The organism is Devosia sp. MDV22-iso42 (assembly GCF_058629155.1).
The window spans coordinates 412,773-428,320 of the sequence record NZ_JBZVWR010000006.1 but is presented as its reverse complement, the minus strand read 5'-3'; the positions used below and the strand labels follow the sequence as shown (position 1 = coordinate 428,320).

Below are 15,548 nucleotides of genomic sequence, written 5' to 3'. Positions count from 1 at the left end.
CCGGCCCACTTAACCGCAATCACCCCGGATCGCCAAGCGCAAATGCGGCGGGCAGCAGCGGCGCCCGGGTTCGCGACGCGCCAGCATCGGGCGACAGCGTCTCTTCCTGCCGGCTGGCACAGTCTCTTCGGGTGCACAGCCGGCAGCTCGGACCCACCGGAATGTCGGCCGACAGATCGTCCAGATCGAGCCCGGAGGCGTAAATGGTGCGGTCGGCATGCAGCACGTCGCAGGCCAGCATCACCGAGGAGGCCACGATCTGCTCGCGGAAGGCGGCGGTGCGGCGTTGCACCGTGCGGGCCAGGAACAGGTAGCGCGAACCGTCGGAAAACCGCACTACGTGCCGCAAGGGCGCGTCGGGCATGCGGAAGGCGCCATAGATGGCCCAGAGCGGGCAGGCATGGCCGCTATTGGGCAGCAGCAGACCGGGCAGCGGGAAATGCTTGGTGAGGCGCCCGGCCGGATCGGAGCGCAGGAAGCCGAAGGGCACGCCCTCCTGCCCCGGCCGGCGCAGGGTCACCAGCCGATGGGCGACCTGCTCGAAGCTGGCATTGTAGACCTGGCGCAGATGGTCGATGTCATAGGCGCTGGCCTCGGCATCGCCCAGCATCCGCTCATAGGGAAACACCATGGCGCCGGCGAGGTAGGAGCCGACCGCCCGCGACGCCAGCCGGCGCGCAGTCGGCGTGGACAGCACCGCGCTGTGCAGCGTCTCCCCGATCGCATCGGCCGCCGCCAGTTCGCCGTAGAGGCGCGCCAGCTGGAACTGCCGTGTGGCCAGCGTCGTCGTGCCCTGGAACCACAGGCGGCGGATGGAAGCATCGAAGCGATACTGGCCGGGAAAGTCCGGCTCGTCCGGCGGGCCGCCAAAGGCCACGGTCACGCCGAACTTTTCTTCCAGCACGGCCACCAGGGTGGCAATGCTGAACGGACCAGCCCGCGTGAGTTCGGCGCGCAGGCGGTCGGCGGCGTCCTCAAGGATAGGAAAATGGTTCTGCCGCTCGATGATAAGGTCATCGATCTCACGCACCGGCGACACGTTGCGGCTGATTTCGCTCGAGGTGTCGAACTGGCCGATCAGGTTGCGCGCCACATCCGACAGCGCCAGCGTCTCGCGCCCGATGGCCCCCAGGAACCGCCGCCGCTCGGCCTCGTCGAGATCGGCGACATCTTCGAGGATTTCCGCGCTGGAGCGGATGGCGGTGACACCGGACAGGATCTGGTGCAGCAGTTGGCTCAGCAGAGGATCGGAGCGCAGCCGGTCGGCATAGGCATCGGCATTGGACACCGCATCGGTATAGGCGCGGTGCAACCGGGCCAGCGCGGCGGCACTGGCGGGATATTGCGCCACCAGTTCGCGCCGCTCTTCGGGCCGGAAGGGCAGCGACTCAACCACCGGGTCGGCGAAAGCTTCTTCGAGGTCCTGCAGCAGTTTCTGCTCGGTGCGCCCGGCCAGTTCATCGACATCGATCTGCAATTGCGTGGCCACGCGGTTGAGCAGGGCCCCGCCGATATCGCGTTTGTTGTTCTCGATCAGGTTGAGATAGCTGGGCGAAATGCCGACCAGCCGCGCCAGGCTGGCTTGGGAAATGCGCAGCAATTTCCGTCTGTTGCTGATGCGGAAGCCGATCGGTGCGCGCATGGCTGGATCCTCGTTTCTCGCCGCGCCTGTCAACAACGTGACAGACGATGGCGAATTTCAGATCAATAATTGACAGATTATCCCTGCAATTACAACGTCCTATTGCCGACGTTTGCATATCGGGAAATACTCGGCCTGCGGTGAGCTGCTGGCTAAGTATCAGTTGCCCCGCGCCAAAAGGAGGAAATCAATGACACTTTTGAAGCGCGGCCTCAGCCGCCGTCGAGTGCTGCAGACCGGCATGGCCGGCATTATCGGCACTGGTATTGCACCCATGATCCTGACCCGGGGCGCGTGGGCGCAGGAGTTCTGCAACAACCCGACCGGTGACACGGTGACGTTCGGTCTCAACCTGCCCCTGACCGGCGCCTATGCCGAAGAAGGTGCCGACGAACAGAAGGCCTATGAACTGGCCATCCAGCACCTCAATGGTGAAGGCGATGGCGGGCTGATCAATGTCCTCACCCCGACCGCTCTCAAGGGCAATGGCATTCTGGGCAAGAAGGTCGCCTTCGTGACCTCCGACAGCCAGACCAAGTCGGACGTGGCCCGTGCCGGCGCCACCCGCATGATCGAACGCGATGGGGCCATCATGGTCACCGGCGGCTCGTCCTCGGGTGAAGCCATTGCCGTGCAGGGCCTGTGCCAGGAACTGGGCGTCATCTTCATGGCCGGCCTGACCCACTCCAATGATACCACCGGCAAGGACAAGCGCCGCTACGGTTTCCGCCACTTCTTCAACGCCTACCAGTCCGGCATCGGCCTGGGTCCGGTGCTGGGCCAGGAATATGGCGCCGACCGCCGCGCCTATCACCTGACGGCCGACTATACCTGGGGCTGGACCCAGGAAGAATCCATGAAGGCCGCCACCGAAGCGCTCGGCTGGCAGACTGTCGAAGCCGTCCGCACGCCCCTGGGCGCCGGCGATTTCAGCCAGTTCCTGACGCCCGTGCTCAATTCTGGCGCGGACGTGCTGATCCTCAACCACTATGGCAATGACATGGTGAACTCGCTGACCCAGGCCGTGCAGTTCGGCATGCGCGACCGCCAGGTCAACGGCAAGGACTTCCAGATCGTCGTGCCACTGTTCTCCGAGCTCATGGCCAAGGGTGCCGGCACCAACATCAAGGGCATTTTCGGCACCTCCAACTGGCACTGGAACCTGCAGGACGAAGGCACCAAGGCCTTCACCAAGTCCTTCGGCGCCGCCTATGGCGCCCCGCCGTCGCAGGCCGCCCACACCGCCTATGTCCAGGCCCTGCTCTATGCCGATGCCTGCGAGCGCGCCGGTACCTTCTATCCGCCTGAAGTGATCAAGGCGCTGGAAGGCCACGAGTTCGACGGCATGGGCAATGGTCCCACCCTCTACCGTGCCGAAGACCACCAGTGCATCAAGTCGGTCCTCGTCGTGCAGGGCAATGACAACCCGACCAGCGAGTATGACGTGCTCAACGTAGTGCAGGAAATCGATCGCGAAGCCGTGGCCTATGATCCGGCCATCTTCGGCGGCGACCTCGGCCCGGCAGAACCCGTACCGATGTGCTGATCCCGCGGCCGCCCCATTCTTGGAGCGGCCCATTTCTCAGTAGGCCTCGCCCCGAGCCTGTCCAGGGGTGAGGCCCTGCCTCCGGGCCTGTCGTGCCACCTTGCGTGGTTCGACAGGTCACGCTGAGGCTACCGGACGCCGGGCTCGCTAGGACCAAAACCATGTTCGAAGTCATCTTTCTGCAATTCCTCAACGGCCTCGACAAGGGTGCCGCCTATGCGCTGATCGCGCTGGGACTGACCCTGGTCTTCGGGACCCTGGGCGTGGTCAATTTCGCCCATGGCGCGCTGTTCATGCTGGGCTCGTTCTGCGCCGTGCTGTTCCGCCAGGTGCTGACGATGGAGACCATCACCATCGACCCCGAAAAGCTCTCCCCCTGGGGCCAGCCGCTCGAAGTGCGCGAACCCCTGGTCCAGGCCTGGTTCGGCGATTTCGGTGCCGTGCTGGTCAATTATTCGGTGCCCTTCAGCATCATCATTACCATTCCCATCATGTTGGTGATCGGCGTGGCGCTGGAACGCGGCATCATCAAGCACTTCTACAAGCGCCCCCATGCCGAACAGATCCTCGTGACCTTTGGCCTGGCCATCGTGGCGCAGGAAGTCATCAAGTCCTTCTTCGGCCCCAACCCCATTCCCCAGCCCATGCCAACCGACCTGCGCGGCGCGGCCGATATCGGCGCCTTTTTGGGCATGCAGGCCAATGTCATCACCTATCCGATCTGGCGCCTGATCTATTTCCTGTTCTCCGCGGCGATCATCGGCGGCGTCTTTGCCTTCCTCCAGTTCACCACCTTCGGCATGGTGGTCCGCGCCGGCATGGCTGACCGCGAGACCGTGGGCCTGCTCGGCATCAATATCGATAAGCGCTTCACCATCATGTTCGGTCTGGCGGCCGTCGTCGCCGGTGTCGCCGGGGTGATGTACACCCCGCTGCTGCCGCCCAACTATCACCTCGGCATGGACTTCCTCGTGCTCAGTTTCGTGGTCGTGGTGGTTGGCGGCATGGGCTCCCTGCCCGGCGCCGTGGCGGCCGGCTTCCTGCTCGGCATCCTGCAGTCCTTTGCCTCGATGACCCAGGTAAAGGCGCTCGTCCCCGGCATCGACCAGATCATCATCTATCTCGTCGCCGTCGTCATTCTGCTCGTATTGCCGCGTGGCCTGTTTGGTCGCCGCGGCGTGATGGAGGCCTGATCCAATGGCCATGTCCCGCAACGACCTTCTGCTGTTCCTGGGCTTCGCCATCGTGGTGCTGGCCATGCCGATCTGGATGGCGCCGTTCGGCGCCGCCTATCCGGACCTGCTGCAGCGCTTCATGATCTTCGGCATCTTCGCCGTCGGCTTCAACATCCTGTTCGGACTCACCGGCTATCTCAGCTTCGGCCACGCCGCCTTTTTCGGCGTCGGCTCCTACGCCGCTGTCTGGTCGTTCAAGCTGCTCAGCCTCGATGCCCTGCCGGCCATGCTGTTCGCCATCATCATCTCCGGCCTGTTTGCCTTGGTCATCGGTTATCTCAGTCTGCGCCGCTCCGGCATCTACTTCTCCATCCTCACCCTGGCCTTCGCCCAGATGAGCTATAACCTCGCCTATTCGGTCCTCACCCCGATCACCAATGGCGAGACCGGCCTGCAGCTGACCATCAACGATCCGCGTCATGTCGATCGTCTGTTCGGCGAGGTCATGCCCGGCCAGCCGGTGCCGACCCTCCTCGGACAGTCGTTGGGCGGCTTTGCCGGCTTCTATTTCTGCGCCGGCTTCCTGATCCTCGCCTTCTTCATCGCCCAGCGTATCACCAACTCGCCCTTCGGCATGATGCTCAAGGGCATCAAGTCCAACCAGATCCGCATGAACTATACCGGTTTCAATACCCGTCCCTATACGCTGGCCGCCTTCGTCATCTCGGGCATGTATGCCGGCTTGGCCGGCGCCCTGCTGGCCGTGACAGATCCCCTGGCCGGCGCCGAGCGCATGCAGTGGACCGCCTCGGGCGAAGTGGTGCTGATGACCATTCTGGGCGGCGCCGGCACCCTCGTGGGCCCGGTCATCGGCGCCTGGATCATCAAGTATTTCGAGAACATCTTCTCCGCGCTCAATGACAGCATCCTGGCGCGCTTCTGGAGCTTCCTGCCCGACGGCTTCGATCAGGCGGCCGTCACCATCAGCAGCAAGTTCGTCGGCGAGGGCTGGTTCCTCACCCTGGGCCTGGTCTTCGTGCTCATCGTGGTCTTCCTGCCCGGCGGCGTGATGGAAGGGGTGCGGCGCATCGCCCAGCTCTTCCGCAAGTCGCCGCCGCCGAGCAAGACCGCTCCCCAGCCACAGCCAGCCGAATAGGACGCCCCAGATGAGTGTACCCAATGTCGTGCTGCACGTTGCCGACGTCCACAAGCGCTTCGGCGGCCTGCATGCCCTGGCCGATATCGACCTCGAGGTCGAGGAGGGCCAGACCCACGCCATCATCGGCCCCAATGGCGCCGGCAAGTCGACGCTGCTCAATGTCATCATCGGCAAGCTGGCCCCGACCAGCGGCCAGGTGGTCTTCGATGGCGTGGTGCTTACCGGCCGCAAACCCTATGAGATCAACCAGCTCGGCATTGCCCGGGTGTTCCAGACTCCGGAAATCTTTGCTGATCTCAGCGTGCTGCACAATGTGATGATCCCGGCTCTGGCCAAGCGGGACGGCGCCTTCCGCCTCAACATGTTCTCCGGCCTCGACCAGGAAAAGGCCATCCGCCAGGAAGCCGAGCACATGCTCGAGGATGTCGGCATGCTCAGCAGTCGCTCCGACCATGCCGGCAGCCTCAGCCGCGGCGACAAGCGGCGTATGGAACTGGCCATGTGCCTGATCCAGCATCCCCGCCTGCTGCTGCTCGACGAACCCACTGCCGGCATGAGCCGGCATGACACCAATACCACAATCGAACTGCTCAAGAAGATCAAGAGCCGCGGCATGACCAAGGTCATCATCGAACACGACATGCATGTGGTGTTCTCGCTGGCCGACAAGATCTCGGTGCTGGCCCAGGGCCGCATCATTGCCGATGGTACGCCCGATCAGGTGCGCGGCAATCCCAAGGTGCAGGAAGCCTATCTCGGAGGCGAAGTCGCATGAGTACGATGGCTATGGAAACCCAGATTGGCAGCGGCAGCCAGGCCGCCGCGGTCGAAACCACCCGCCCGTTCTTTTCGGTGCGCGACGTGCACGCCTATTATGGCGAGAGCTATATCGTGCAGGGCGTCTCCTTCGATATCCGCAAGGGCGAGATCCTCGCTCTGCTCGGTCGCAACGGCGCCGGCAAGACCTCGACCCTGCGCACCCTCGCCCGCACCGACACGCCGCAGATGCGGCAGGGCGAAATCTGGCTCGATGGCGAACCCATCCATCAGATGAAGAGCTACCAGGCCGCCCAGGCCGGCATCCAGCTGGTGCCCGAGGACCGGCGCATCATTGCCGGCCTGACGGTTGAGGAGAACATCTTTCTGGCCCAGGTCGCGCCAGGGGTCGGCTGGAGCCTGGATCAGATCTATGAGAGCTTTCCGCGCCTGGCCGAGCGGCGGAAGCAGGAGGGCGTGACCCTTTCGGGTGGCGAGCAGCAGATGCTGGCCATCGCCCGGGCCCTGGCGCGCAATCTCAAGCTGCTGCTGCTTGACGAACCCTATGAGGGCCTGGCACCGGTGATTGTGCACGAGATCGAGCGCATCCTGCATTCGATCAAGCCGCTGGGCATCACCACCATCATTGTCGAACAGAATGCGGTGGCGGCGCTCAAATTGGCCGACCGCGCCGTCATTCTGGACACCGGCGAAGTGGCCTTCTCCGGCACGGCCAGGGAAGTGCTCGATAATACCGAGTTGCGCCACGAATACCTCGCCATCTAGCGCGGGAAACGGTTTCCGGTCCGGCGGTCTTCAAGCCGCGGGCCGGCACGCTCTACCCTGGGTCTTTCGACTAAAGGCATTCCGCCGATCTCACCTCTCCCCGTTGGGAGATCCAGGGTAAGTTCTATCCTTCCGGCATTTCCGGCGCATTGGCGGCAATGCTGATCCCCTCGCCCTCGAGCGCGTCGCGCACCTCGCGCGCCAGGTCGACCGCGCCCGGCGTATCGCCATGCAGGCAGATCGAGCGCGCCGCCGATCTCATCACCGTGCCGTCAATCGCAACCAGTTCGCCCGCCTTGGCCAGCCGCAGGCAGCGCGCGATGACCGCATCGACATCGTGGATCACCGCCCCTTCCTGGCTACGCGGCACCAGCAGGCCATCGGCTGTATAGGCGCGGTCGGCATAGGCCTCGCGGATCAGCGGCATGCCCACGGCCTTGGCCGCCCGCACCTGCTGGCTATTGTCGAGTGCCAGCACCGCCATATGGGGCGCCATGCCCTGGATGGTGGCGAAAATGCCCACGGCAAAGGCCAGTTCCTCGGCCGTCTGGTTGGCCAGCGCTCCATGCAGCTTCACATAGGAGAGCGGGTGGCCCACCTCGTCGGCGATGAACCGCACCAGGAACAGCTGCTCGCGAATCTGGCCCAGCAACTGGTCCAGCGGCATGACCAGCCGGAACCGGCCGAAGCGCTTGGGGTCGGCGTAACCGGGATGCGCACCCGCCCGCACATTGCGCGCCCGGCAGACCTTGAGAATATGCCTTATGGTTGCGGCGTCGCCGGCATGGCCGCCACAGGCGATCGAGGCGCTGGAGACGATGTCGAGCAGATCATCGTCGTGACCGGTGCCCTCCCCCAGATCGGCATTGAGATCGATCGAGATCATGGTGCTTGGTTCCGCAGGAGCCGCTGGGCGTGTGCCACGCTGACCGGAGCAAAGGCAAGATCGCTGCCCGGGCGCAGCTGCGCAAAACGGTCGATATCGGCGCTGATGATGGTTGCAATGCGCGGATAGCCGCCCGTGGGCTGGTGATCGCGCATCAGCACGATCGGCGTGCCGTCACCCAAGATCTGGATATCGCCGGGCACGATGGCATCGGACACCAGCGACAGGCTCTTGACCCCGGCAAACACCCCGCCGCCATCCTCCAGCCGCACGCCCATGCGGTCGAGCTGGCGCGACACCGTAAAGCCCGTCTCGACAAACAGCTGTCTTGTCTGGGCCGGGAACAGATCGGCATGCAGGCCCCAGACAAAGCGGATCGGCCCTTCTGCCTCCCTGGCCGCAGCAATGGCCTGGGGCGCGGCCGCCCGCGGTTCTGCCAGTTCGAGTACGTCGCCCACCTGCAGCGCCCGGCCCGCCGCCCCGCCCAGGCGCGCCCGGCTGCTGGTGGCGAGGCTTCCCATCATGGCGGGCAGCACCAGCTTGCCGGCAAAGCGCAGATAGCCGTAATTGCCGGTCGCACCGGGCGTGATGCTGAATTCGTCGCCGGCCGCCAGCGTCACCGCGCCGGGCCAGTCCACGATGGCGCCATTGTGCCGGGCGACAAAGCTGCCGCCCGCCATGCCAATGCCGCAGCATCCGCTCTGCAGGCGCAGCGCCAGCCCGGCCGTGGTGAATTCGACGCCGCCGGGCTCTGCGCCCACCAGGTCCCCGGCCAGCCGGTAGCTGGCGCCATCCATCGGCCCGGACGCGCTGATGCCATGGCGCAGCTGGCCGAAGCGGCCCTCATCCTGCACGCTGGTCAGCGGTCCGGCGCGGGTAATGGCGATGATGGCACTCATGGAGCCACCGTAAACTGGATGGCGTCGCCCGCCTGCAACCGGGTCGGCGGCACTGCCACCGGGTCGAAATTGGCGAAATCGGTGCGCCCGATAATGTGCCAGCCGGTCGGCAGCTCGGTGGCGGCAATCGCGGTCTGGCCGGCGGCAAACAGCACCGTGCCCGGCGGCACCATGGGCCGCACCTCTGTGCGCCGCGGCGCCACCAGCGTCTCACCATGCAGGCCGCAATAGACAAAGCCTGGGGCAAAGCCGGTCGCCAGCACCCGCAGCGGCACGGCATTATGCGCGGCGATGAAATCCGCCACGGTCATCTCCAGCAGACCGGCAACACTCTCGAGATCGCGGCCATCGAAATGCACCGGCACGGTCCACCCCCGCCCGGCCTCAATAGGGGCGTCAGCCAGCGCAAACAGCCGCAACCGCAACTGCCCGGCAATATCGGCGGCGGCATGCCGGCACGGATCATAACGCAGCAACACCGACACCAGGTTGGGCACCACTTCGAGCACACCCTCAAGCGGGTCGCGATCAAGCATGCCCGTCAGCGCGATCGCCGCCTGGTTGGCGGCATCGCTCAGCACGGTCCCGAAGCGCACCAGCACGGCGCTGTCGCCCAGCAGCACAATGGTCGGCGTCGGAAATCTGTTGGTTACGGTCGAACCGGTCATGAGGCAGCCTCCTGGGTGCAACATGCTGCTGGTTCTGTCGAACCAGCCCGGATCAGTCAATCCGGTCCATAAGGCCAGGAACTCTGCCTGCCTCGGAAGACCGTTTGTGACTGCCGATATCGCCATGCGATAGCGGCCAGATTGACCTGCCGGGTCGGGTGCGTCGTCCGGCTCTAGTTGGGGTCCTTGCCCTCTTGTTCGATGACAGCGTCAAACAGCTGTCTCGCCTGCCCTGCGCCGATCGCCTCGATGGCGACCGTGGCAATGGCAGCGAACAATTCTGCAATTTCCTGGGGATCGGTGATTTCGGCGTCGTCTTCTTCTGCGTCGGCGTTGATCAGAGTAAACACAATAACGCGCCTCCAAAGGTAGCCAATGGAGGCAGTGTGACGCGATTCCTGTTACAGAATAAATAATGAAATTTGGAGCGGCCGGGTTCTCAGGCGATTGCCATAAAGGTCAGCGCCGCTTACTCTTCGTCCGCCTCGAGTTTTTCGACATAGGCTTCGATTTCATCGAAGGTGGCCGAAAACGGCTGCGGGCTGTCCCCGAAAATCACCTTGAAGCTCTCGTCCTCGCGGATGGCGTGGCCGCCCTTTCCCATCTTGGCCGTCAGCTTCTCCGCCGTCAGGATGGTCAGACCATACCGGCCGGCAATGCGCTTCAGCCGGCGCATCTTTGACGCTTCGAATTCCTTGCGGCTCACGGGCAGTTCCTTGTCTCGCAGACGGCGACTTCAGCGCCCGGACAATGGCAGGCAGGGCGCCGGCCACAGATACATGATCGGGCCGAACCGGTCCATACAGCCACCGGCCTCATTGTCCAACCGCCTTGCCGCGCTTTATTCCTAGATCCAGTCCGGTTTCTGCTAGCGTGCAGCGGCGCGTGCCCCTGGTGCGTGGCCCCAGGATGCGGGCATCGACCAAGAGACGGTGCCCATGCAGGCACCGCCCGACCCGGACAGGCGACGTCATGTGCTTTTCGGCTTCCGTCAGTTTCTCTACGGGCCTGGTGATTGCGACCGTCGGCGTGCTGGCCCTGCGCCAGGCGCGCCGGCCCGAAATCAGGCTGCTGGCCGCCATCCCGCTGCTGTTCGGCGTGCAGCAGCTGACCGAAGGCTTCATCTGGCTGGCCCTCGACCAGGCCGATACCGGTCCGGTGCTGCATGGGCTGGCGCAGTTCTACGCCTTCTTTGTCGGCATGGTCTGGCCGGTCGTGATTCCGCTCAGCCTGCTGCTGCTCGAACCCCACGCCATGCGCCGCCGGCTCATCGGTCTGGTCGTGGCGCTGGGCGGCGCCATGGCGATCTACACGCTGGTGGTCATGGCGCTCTATGGCTTTTCCGTCCATGTCGAACACCAGTGCCTGGTCTACCAGAATCCGGCCGGGATCTGGCCGGGCATGGAAATGGTCTATCTGCTGGCCACCTGCGGCGCCTTCTTCATCGCCAGCGATCATCGGCTGCACTGGCTGGGCGTGGCCAACCTGGTCGGCTTCGGCATTGCCGCCAGTTTCTTCAGCCTCAACCTGCCCTCGGTCTGGTGCTTCTGCGCCGCCGTGATCAGCAGTCTGCTATACTGGTATGTGCGCGACGACGCTCGCGCGAAGCCGGTTACGGCCAATCCGGGCTAAGCCAAGCAGCACGCTGCAGGTGACAATCTCTGTCGCGGGGGGCAATGGCGGGTGGGGAGGGATTCGAACCCCCGGGACGCTTGCACGCCCGCCGGTTTTCAAGACCGGAGCAATCGACCACTCTGCCACCCACCCGTCGGGTGAGCCTTTAGCGGCAGAGTGGCGGGCTGTCCAGAGGATCAGGGGATGAGGACGACCGACCCGGTGGTTTGCCGCCCTTCGAGGGCACGATGCGCTTCGGCGGCATCGGCCAGCTGATAGGTCTGGCTGACCTGAACCTTGATCGCGCCGCTGGCGACGGCCGCAAACAGCAGCCTTGCGCCTTCGAGCAGCGCCGGCCGCTGGCTCAGATAATGCGCGCCGGTCGGCCGCGTCACATAGAGCGAACCCTTGCGCGCCAGCACCATCAAGTCGGGAATCGATACCACGCCCGAAGCATTACCGAAGCTGGCCAGCAGCCCGCGCGGACGCAGGCAATCGAGCGATTTGTCGAAGGTCGCCTTACCCACGCCGTCATAGACGACATCGACGCCGCGGCCATCGGTCAGTTCACGCACCCGGGCAGCGAAGTCCTCGGTGCTGTAATTGATCACGTGATCGCAGCCATGCGCCTTGGCCAGTGCCGTCTTGTCGTCGCTGCCCGCCGTGCCGATCACCGTGGCGCCTAGCGCCTTGGCCCATTGCGTGGCGATCAGCCCGGTGCCGCCGGCTGCCGCATGCCACAGGATGGTTTCGCCGGCAGCCAGCGGCCAGGTCTGGAACAGCAGGTAATAGGCCGTCAGCCCCTTGAGCAGGATGGCGGCGGCGGTCTGGTCGTCGATGCCATCGGGAATTGGCACCAGGCGATCCGCCTGGGCCAGGCGATCGGTTGCATAGGCGCCGATCTGCCCCTGATAGACGACGCGGTCGCCGACCTTGAAATCGCTGACCCCTTGGCCCAGTGCCGTGATCACCCCGGCCGCCTCATTGCCCGCCACAAAGGGCGTCTGCACCGGATAGAGCCCGGAGCGCTGATAGGTGTCGACGAAATTGAGCCCTATGGCGGTGTGGCGCAGCGCAACCTGGCCGGGACCCGGCGCCCCGAGGGCCAGCTCCTCGAAAGCCATCACGTCGGGACCCCCAACGTGATGGACGACGATGGCGCGGCTCACTTGGGCGTCCGTGGCTTGCGCGGCGCCGATTTGGGTCGCGCTTGGGCCTTGGCGGTCGGCGTGCTGGCACTGCGCGGCTTGGGAGCTGGCGCTGCCGGGGTCACCGGCTTGGCGGCAACCACTCTGGCCGTCGGATTGGCACTGTGGCCCAGCGATGCCAGGGCTGCCTCACTGGAAACCGAACCGGTATCGCCCGTAAAAGGCGTGAAGCTTGACTTTGCCGCATGCCCGCCGGCCTTGCGCAGCTTGCGGGTCTTGGCAAAGACGTTGAAGACTTCCACCAGCACCGAGAAGGCCATGGCCGAGTAGATATAGCCCTTGGGGATATGGAAGCCGAAGCCGTCCGCCACCAGGGTCATGCCGATCAGCAGCAGGAAGGACAAAGCCAGCATCTTGGTGGTGGGATGATCGGCGACGAACTTGGCGATCGGACCCGACGCCACGAACATCACCCCCACGGCAACCAGAACGGCGGCGACCATGACGAACACCTGGTCGGCCGGCACCATGCCCACGGCGGTGATGATCGAATCGATCGAGAACACCATGTCGACAATGACGATCTGGATCAGGATCGCCTGCAGCGTCGCCTTGGCAACGTCGGCCACGCCGACCTCATGGGTGTCCTCGATGGCCGCATGCATTTCATGGGTGGCCTTGTAGATCAGGAAGGCGCCGCCACTGATCAGGATGATGTCCTTCCACGAGAAGCCATGCCCGAAGGCCTCGAATACCGGGTCCTGCAGCTGCACTATCCAGCTGATCACGAACAGCAGCATGATGCGGAACACCAGCGCCAGCCCGATACCCAGCTTGCGGGCGAATTCGGCCTGCTCGCGCGGCAGCCGCGACACCAGCACCGAAATGAACACGATATTGTCGATCCCCAGCACGATCTCCATGATCGTCAGGGTTCCAAAGGCAATCCAGACATTGGGATCGGCCAGCATTTCAAGCATTGTAGTCTCCGAGTCACCACCAGGCGATTGTCCATGTCTAGGCTGTTCTTGCGGCCGGCAAAAGCCGCTGTGACAGAGTTTTCACCGCCCCTGCGGCGTTGCGCAGCATGTGGGGCGCGCCGCATCGCTGGCATCGGCGCGCTCCGGGGTGATAGATTGGCGGGCAACCGGGTTAAAAAGAGACAGAGATGGAATCGTTCACGCCGCTCACCGCCGCCCTTGGCGGCTGCCTGATTGGTCTGGCCTCAGCCGTGCTGTGGCTGGGCAATGGCCGCATTGCCGGCATTTCCGGCATCTTCGGGCAATTGCTCCCCCCGGCCCAGACCGTGGTCTGGCGCCTGGTCTTCCTGCTCGCCATGGTGGCTGCCACCGTGCTCGCCGCCCGCCTGCTGCCCGCCATCGGCATGGGGGGAGACACCCCTGCCACGCTGGTGCCGGCGCCGTCCGGTTGGGGCATTCCCACCCCGGTCTGGCTGGCCATTGCCGGCCTGCTGACAGGCATCGGCACCAAGATCGGCAATGGCTGCACCTCGGGCCATGGCGTCTGCGGCCTGGCCCGGCTGTCGCGCCGCTCCATCGTCGCCGTGGCCGTGTTCTTTTCGGTGGCCATGCTCACCGTCGCCGTGACGGGAATAGTCTGATGGCCAATCTCAAGCTGCCCTATCTGGTCACCGCCGCCCTGAGCGGCGGCCTGTTTGGCGCCGGCCTCTACGTCTCGCAGATGGTCGACGCCACCAAGGTACTGCGCTTTCTCGATGTCACTGCGATTCCGTCCGGCGGCTGGGATCCGAGCCTGGCCTTCGTCATCGTGCCGGCCATTGTCATCATGTTCATTGCCGTCCGGGTCAGCCGAGGCCGGCAGGCACCGCTCTTCGACCTGGCCTTCCACGAGCCCGAATATGATCGCATCGACCGGCGCCTCGTCGGCGGCGCGGTGCTGTTCGGCCTCGGCTGGGGCATGGCCGGCATCTGCCCCGGCCCCGCCATTTCCCTCATCGCCTTTCTGCCCGACGATCTGTGGATCTTCCTGCTCACCATGCTGATCGGCTCCTATGCCGGCAGCCTCGTCATCCCCAGCGGCCATGCCCGGCGTCTGGCGGATGCCAAGTGAGCCCCTTTGACGCCGACGCCATCGTGGTCGGGGGCGGGCTGGCCGGCACCGCCGCCGCCATCGCCGTCGCCCAGGCCGGCCTGCAAACCATCCATCTGGCGCCGCCCGCCCCGCCGGACCGGCGCACCTCGGCGCTGATGCTGCCCAGCGTCGATTACCTGCAGCAGGCCGGCCTCATCGCGGCACCCGAGACCCTGGGCCATGCCCTGACGCAAATCCGCATCATCGACGCCACCGGAAGGCTGATCCGCGCCCCCGAAACGCTGTTTGACGCCGCCGAGGCCGGGCTCGACGCCTTTGGCTGGAACTTCGCCAACGCGCCTCTGCTGGAGCGTTTCCACGCTGTCGCTACCACCCTGACCAACCTCGCCATCCGCCCCCAGGGCGCGACCTCGCTGCAGCGCGCCGGCGACGGCTGGAGCGTGACGCTGCCCGATGGCGCCACCCTGACGGCACCGCTGGTCGTCGGTGCCGATGGCAAGAAGTCCCTGGTACGCGAGGCCGCCCGCCTGCGCAGCAGCGAGCGCCCGTTCAGCCAGTCGGCTCTGGTCTGCGATCTCGAGCTGGGCCGGCCCATTGGCAGCACCTCGATCGAGTTCCATTACCCCCAGGGCCCCTTCACCCTCGTGCCGGCCGGCGATAACCGCGCCAACCTGGTCTGGATCGACGACGCCGCAACCCTGCGCGCCGCCCAGGCCGGCGGACCCGAGCATCTGCTGGCCCTGTTCGCCGAAAAATCGCAGCGCCTGTTCGGTGCCATTGCCATGGCGACACCCGCCGTCGTGTTCCCGCTCAGCGCCCTCAGCGTGGCCAGTGCCGGCCGCGACGGCGTCGTGCTCGCCGGCGAGTCGGCTCATGCCTTTCCGCCCATCGGCGCGCAGGGGCTCAATCTGGGCCTGCGCGACGTCGCCGATCTGGCCGCCGCCCTGGCCGAGGCCGATCGCACGCAGCCGGACTGGGCCAGCGCGGTCAGCGCCGACTATGCGCGCCGCCGGACGGCGGACCTGGCCCGCACCGGCACCATGGTCGATACGCTGTTCCGCTCGCTGCTGGCCGACATGATCCCGGCCCAGGCGCTGCGCGCCGGCGGGCTGTGGGCGCTCAAGCTGGCGCCCGCCCTGCGGCGCCAGGCCTTCGCCATCGGCATGGGTCGCCGCTAGAACGCAGAAAGGGCGCGG

17 protein-coding genes and 1 tRNA gene are annotated in these 15,548 nt (G+C 65.3%); 9 read left to right on the top strand and 9 right to left on the bottom strand.

The annotated features are described in order from the left end of the window. Positions 1-19: 19 nt before the first annotated feature. Complete coding sequence (locus AC4NN3_RS03735; RefSeq protein WP_491925765.1) at positions 20-1,642, bottom strand: helix-turn-helix domain-containing protein; 1,623 nt, start codon at positions 1,640-1,642, stop codon at positions 20-22. 190 nt (positions 1,643-1,832) lie between these two features. On the opposite strand from AC4NN3_RS03735, the gene AC4NN3_RS03730 reads away from it, so the two are divergent. From AC4NN3_RS03730 to AC4NN3_RS03710, 5 genes are all read left to right on the top strand, one after another. Continuing rightward, a complete protein-coding gene (locus AC4NN3_RS03730) occupies positions 1,833-3,188 on the top strand; it encodes a substrate-binding protein (protein ID WP_491925764.1) in 1,356 nt (451 codons plus the stop codon). A gap of 161 nt (positions 3,189-3,349) precedes the next feature. Continuing rightward, the gene (locus AC4NN3_RS03725; RefSeq protein WP_491925763.1) at positions 3,350-4,381 is read left to right on the top strand and encodes a branched-chain amino acid ABC transporter permease; all 1,032 of its coding nucleotides are present in this window, start codon (positions 3,350-3,352) and stop codon (positions 4,379-4,381) included. A 4-nt stretch (positions 4,382-4,385) separates the two neighbouring features. Continuing rightward, positions 4,386-5,519 (top strand): branched-chain amino acid ABC transporter permease, encoded by a 1,134-nt coding sequence (locus tag AC4NN3_RS03720; RefSeq protein WP_491925762.1) that lies wholly within the window; start codon positions 4,386-4,388, stop codon positions 5,517-5,519. A 10-nt stretch (positions 5,520-5,529) separates the two neighbouring features. After that, positions 5,530-6,297 carry an ABC transporter ATP-binding protein gene (locus AC4NN3_RS03715; RefSeq protein WP_193335887.1) on the top strand — a complete coding sequence of 256 codons (768 nt, stop codon included), beginning with the start codon at positions 5,530-5,532 and terminating at the stop codon, positions 6,295-6,297. Continuing rightward, complete coding sequence (locus AC4NN3_RS03710) at positions 6,294-7,064, top strand: ABC transporter ATP-binding protein (RefSeq protein ID WP_491925761.1); 771 nt, start codon at positions 6,294-6,296, stop codon at positions 7,062-7,064. Before AC4NN3_RS03715 ends, AC4NN3_RS03710 begins: the two co-directional genes overlap by 4 nt. Before the next feature lie 124 nt (positions 7,065-7,188). On the opposite strand, the gene AC4NN3_RS03705 is transcribed toward AC4NN3_RS03710, so the two are convergent. The 5 genes from AC4NN3_RS03705 to AC4NN3_RS03685 all read right to left on the bottom strand — a co-directional run bounded on the left by AC4NN3_RS03705 (position 7,189) and on the right by AC4NN3_RS03685 (position 10,223). Continuing rightward, positions 7,189-7,950, bottom strand: coding sequence for a 5-oxoprolinase subunit PxpA (locus tag AC4NN3_RS03705; RefSeq protein ID WP_491925760.1), 762 nt, complete (start codon positions 7,948-7,950; stop codon positions 7,189-7,191). Further along, positions 7,947-8,849: a 5-oxoprolinase subunit C family protein gene (locus AC4NN3_RS03700; protein ID WP_491925759.1), complete on the bottom strand. Its 903-nt coding sequence runs from the start codon at positions 8,847-8,849 to the stop codon at positions 7,947-7,949. Before AC4NN3_RS03700 ends, AC4NN3_RS03705 begins: the two co-directional genes overlap by 4 nt. After that, positions 8,846-9,517 carry a 5-oxoprolinase subunit B family protein gene (locus AC4NN3_RS03695; RefSeq protein WP_491925758.1) on the bottom strand — a complete coding sequence of 224 codons (672 nt, stop codon included), beginning with the start codon at positions 9,515-9,517 and terminating at the stop codon, positions 8,846-8,848. Before AC4NN3_RS03695 ends, AC4NN3_RS03700 begins: the two co-directional genes overlap by 4 nt. Positions 9,518-9,690: 173 nt before the next feature. Further along, positions 9,691-9,867, bottom strand: coding sequence for a hypothetical protein (locus AC4NN3_RS03690; protein WP_193335882.1), 177 nt, complete (start codon positions 9,865-9,867; stop codon positions 9,691-9,693). Positions 9,868-9,986: 119 nt separating this feature from the next. Then, the gene (locus AC4NN3_RS03685) at positions 9,987-10,223 is read right to left on the bottom strand and encodes a hypothetical protein (RefSeq protein ID WP_491925757.1); all 237 of its coding nucleotides are present in this window, start codon (positions 10,221-10,223) and stop codon (positions 9,987-9,989) included. A gap of 266 nt (positions 10,224-10,489) precedes the next feature. Here AC4NN3_RS03685 and AC4NN3_RS03680 point away from each other — a divergent pair, with 266 nt between their 5' ends. After that, a complete protein-coding gene (locus tag AC4NN3_RS03680; RefSeq protein ID WP_491925756.1) occupies positions 10,490-11,149 on the top strand; it encodes a DUF6629 family protein in 660 nt (219 codons plus the stop codon). A gap of 45 nt (positions 11,150-11,194) precedes the next feature. On the opposite strand, the gene AC4NN3_RS03675 is transcribed toward AC4NN3_RS03680, so the two are convergent. The 3 genes from AC4NN3_RS03675 to AC4NN3_RS03665 all read right to left on the bottom strand — a co-directional run bounded on the left by AC4NN3_RS03675 (position 11,195) and on the right by AC4NN3_RS03665 (position 13,259). Next, positions 11,195-11,284 (bottom strand) — tRNA-Ser (locus tag AC4NN3_RS03675). Between the two features lie 44 nt (positions 11,285-11,328). Continuing rightward, positions 11,329-12,300, bottom strand: a complete 972-nt coding sequence (locus AC4NN3_RS03670; RefSeq protein WP_491925755.1) for a quinone oxidoreductase family protein — start codon at positions 12,298-12,300, stop codon at positions 11,329-11,331. Further along, on the bottom strand, positions 12,297-13,259 hold the full coding sequence (locus tag AC4NN3_RS03665; RefSeq protein WP_491925754.1) for a TerC family protein: 963 nt from the start codon (positions 13,257-13,259) through the stop codon (positions 12,297-12,299). The genes AC4NN3_RS03670 and AC4NN3_RS03665 overlap by 4 nt, the downstream gene beginning before the upstream one ends. A gap of 188 nt (positions 13,260-13,447) precedes the next feature. Here AC4NN3_RS03665 and AC4NN3_RS03660 point away from each other — a divergent pair, with 188 nt between their 5' ends. The 3 genes from AC4NN3_RS03660 to AC4NN3_RS03650 are packed head-to-tail and all read left to right on the top strand — an operon-like array spanning position 13,448 to position 15,530. Beyond that, positions 13,448-13,900 carry a YeeE/YedE family protein gene (locus tag AC4NN3_RS03660; protein WP_491925753.1) on the top strand — a complete coding sequence of 151 codons (453 nt, stop codon included), beginning with the start codon at positions 13,448-13,450 and terminating at the stop codon, positions 13,898-13,900. Further along, entirely contained in the window at positions 13,900-14,370 is a 471-nt protein-coding gene (locus AC4NN3_RS03655) for a DUF6691 family protein (RefSeq protein WP_491925752.1), read from the top strand. Before AC4NN3_RS03660 ends, AC4NN3_RS03655 begins: the two co-directional genes overlap by 1 nt. After that, positions 14,367-15,530 carry an FAD-dependent monooxygenase gene (locus AC4NN3_RS03650; RefSeq protein ID WP_491925751.1) on the top strand — a complete coding sequence of 388 codons (1,164 nt, stop codon included), beginning with the start codon at positions 14,367-14,369 and terminating at the stop codon, positions 15,528-15,530. The genes AC4NN3_RS03655 and AC4NN3_RS03650 overlap by 4 nt, the downstream gene beginning before the upstream one ends. The last annotated feature ends 18 nt before the right edge of the window (positions 15,531-15,548 follow it).

Bases quoted from the DNA above. Each gene is read 5' to 3' on its own strand.
- AC4NN3_RS03695 (WP_491925758.1), bottom strand. From the start codon at position 9,517: ATGACCGGTTCGACCGTAACCAACAGATTTCCGACGCCGACCATTGTG.
- AC4NN3_RS03720 (WP_491925762.1), top strand. From the start codon at position 4,386: ATGGCCATGTCCCGCAACGACCTTCTGCTGTTCCTGGGCTTCGCCATC.
- AC4NN3_RS03700 (WP_491925759.1), bottom strand. From the start codon at position 8,849: ATGAGTGCCATCATCGCCATTACCCGCGCCGGACCGCTGACCAGCGTG.
- AC4NN3_RS03705 (WP_491925760.1), bottom strand. From the start codon at position 7,950: ATGATCTCGATCGATCTCAATGCCGATCTGGGGGAGGGCACCGGTCAC.
- AC4NN3_RS03730 (WP_491925764.1), top strand. From the start codon at position 1,833: ATGACACTTTTGAAGCGCGGCCTCAGCCGCCGTCGAGTGCTGCAGACC.
- AC4NN3_RS03680 (WP_491925756.1), top strand. From the start codon at position 10,490: ATGTGCTTTTCGGCTTCCGTCAGTTTCTCTACGGGCCTGGTGATTGCG.
- AC4NN3_RS03710 (WP_491925761.1), top strand. From the start codon at position 6,294: ATGAGTACGATGGCTATGGAAACCCAGATTGGCAGCGGCAGCCAGGCC.
- AC4NN3_RS03665 (WP_491925754.1), bottom strand. From the start codon at position 13,259: ATGCTTGAAATGCTGGCCGATCCCAATGTCTGGATTGCCTTTGGAACC.
- AC4NN3_RS03715 (WP_193335887.1), top strand. From the start codon at position 5,530: ATGAGTGTACCCAATGTCGTGCTGCACGTTGCCGACGTCCACAAGCGC.
- AC4NN3_RS03655 (WP_491925752.1), top strand. From the start codon at position 13,900: ATGGCCAATCTCAAGCTGCCCTATCTGGTCACCGCCGCCCTGAGCGGC.
- AC4NN3_RS03725 (WP_491925763.1), top strand. From the start codon at position 3,350: ATGTTCGAAGTCATCTTTCTGCAATTCCTCAACGGCCTCGACAAGGGT.
- AC4NN3_RS03660 (WP_491925753.1), top strand. From the start codon at position 13,448: ATGGAATCGTTCACGCCGCTCACCGCCGCCCTTGGCGGCTGCCTGATT.
- AC4NN3_RS03735 (WP_491925765.1), bottom strand. From the start codon at position 1,642: ATGCGCGCACCGATCGGCTTCCGCATCAGCAACAGACGGAAATTGCTG.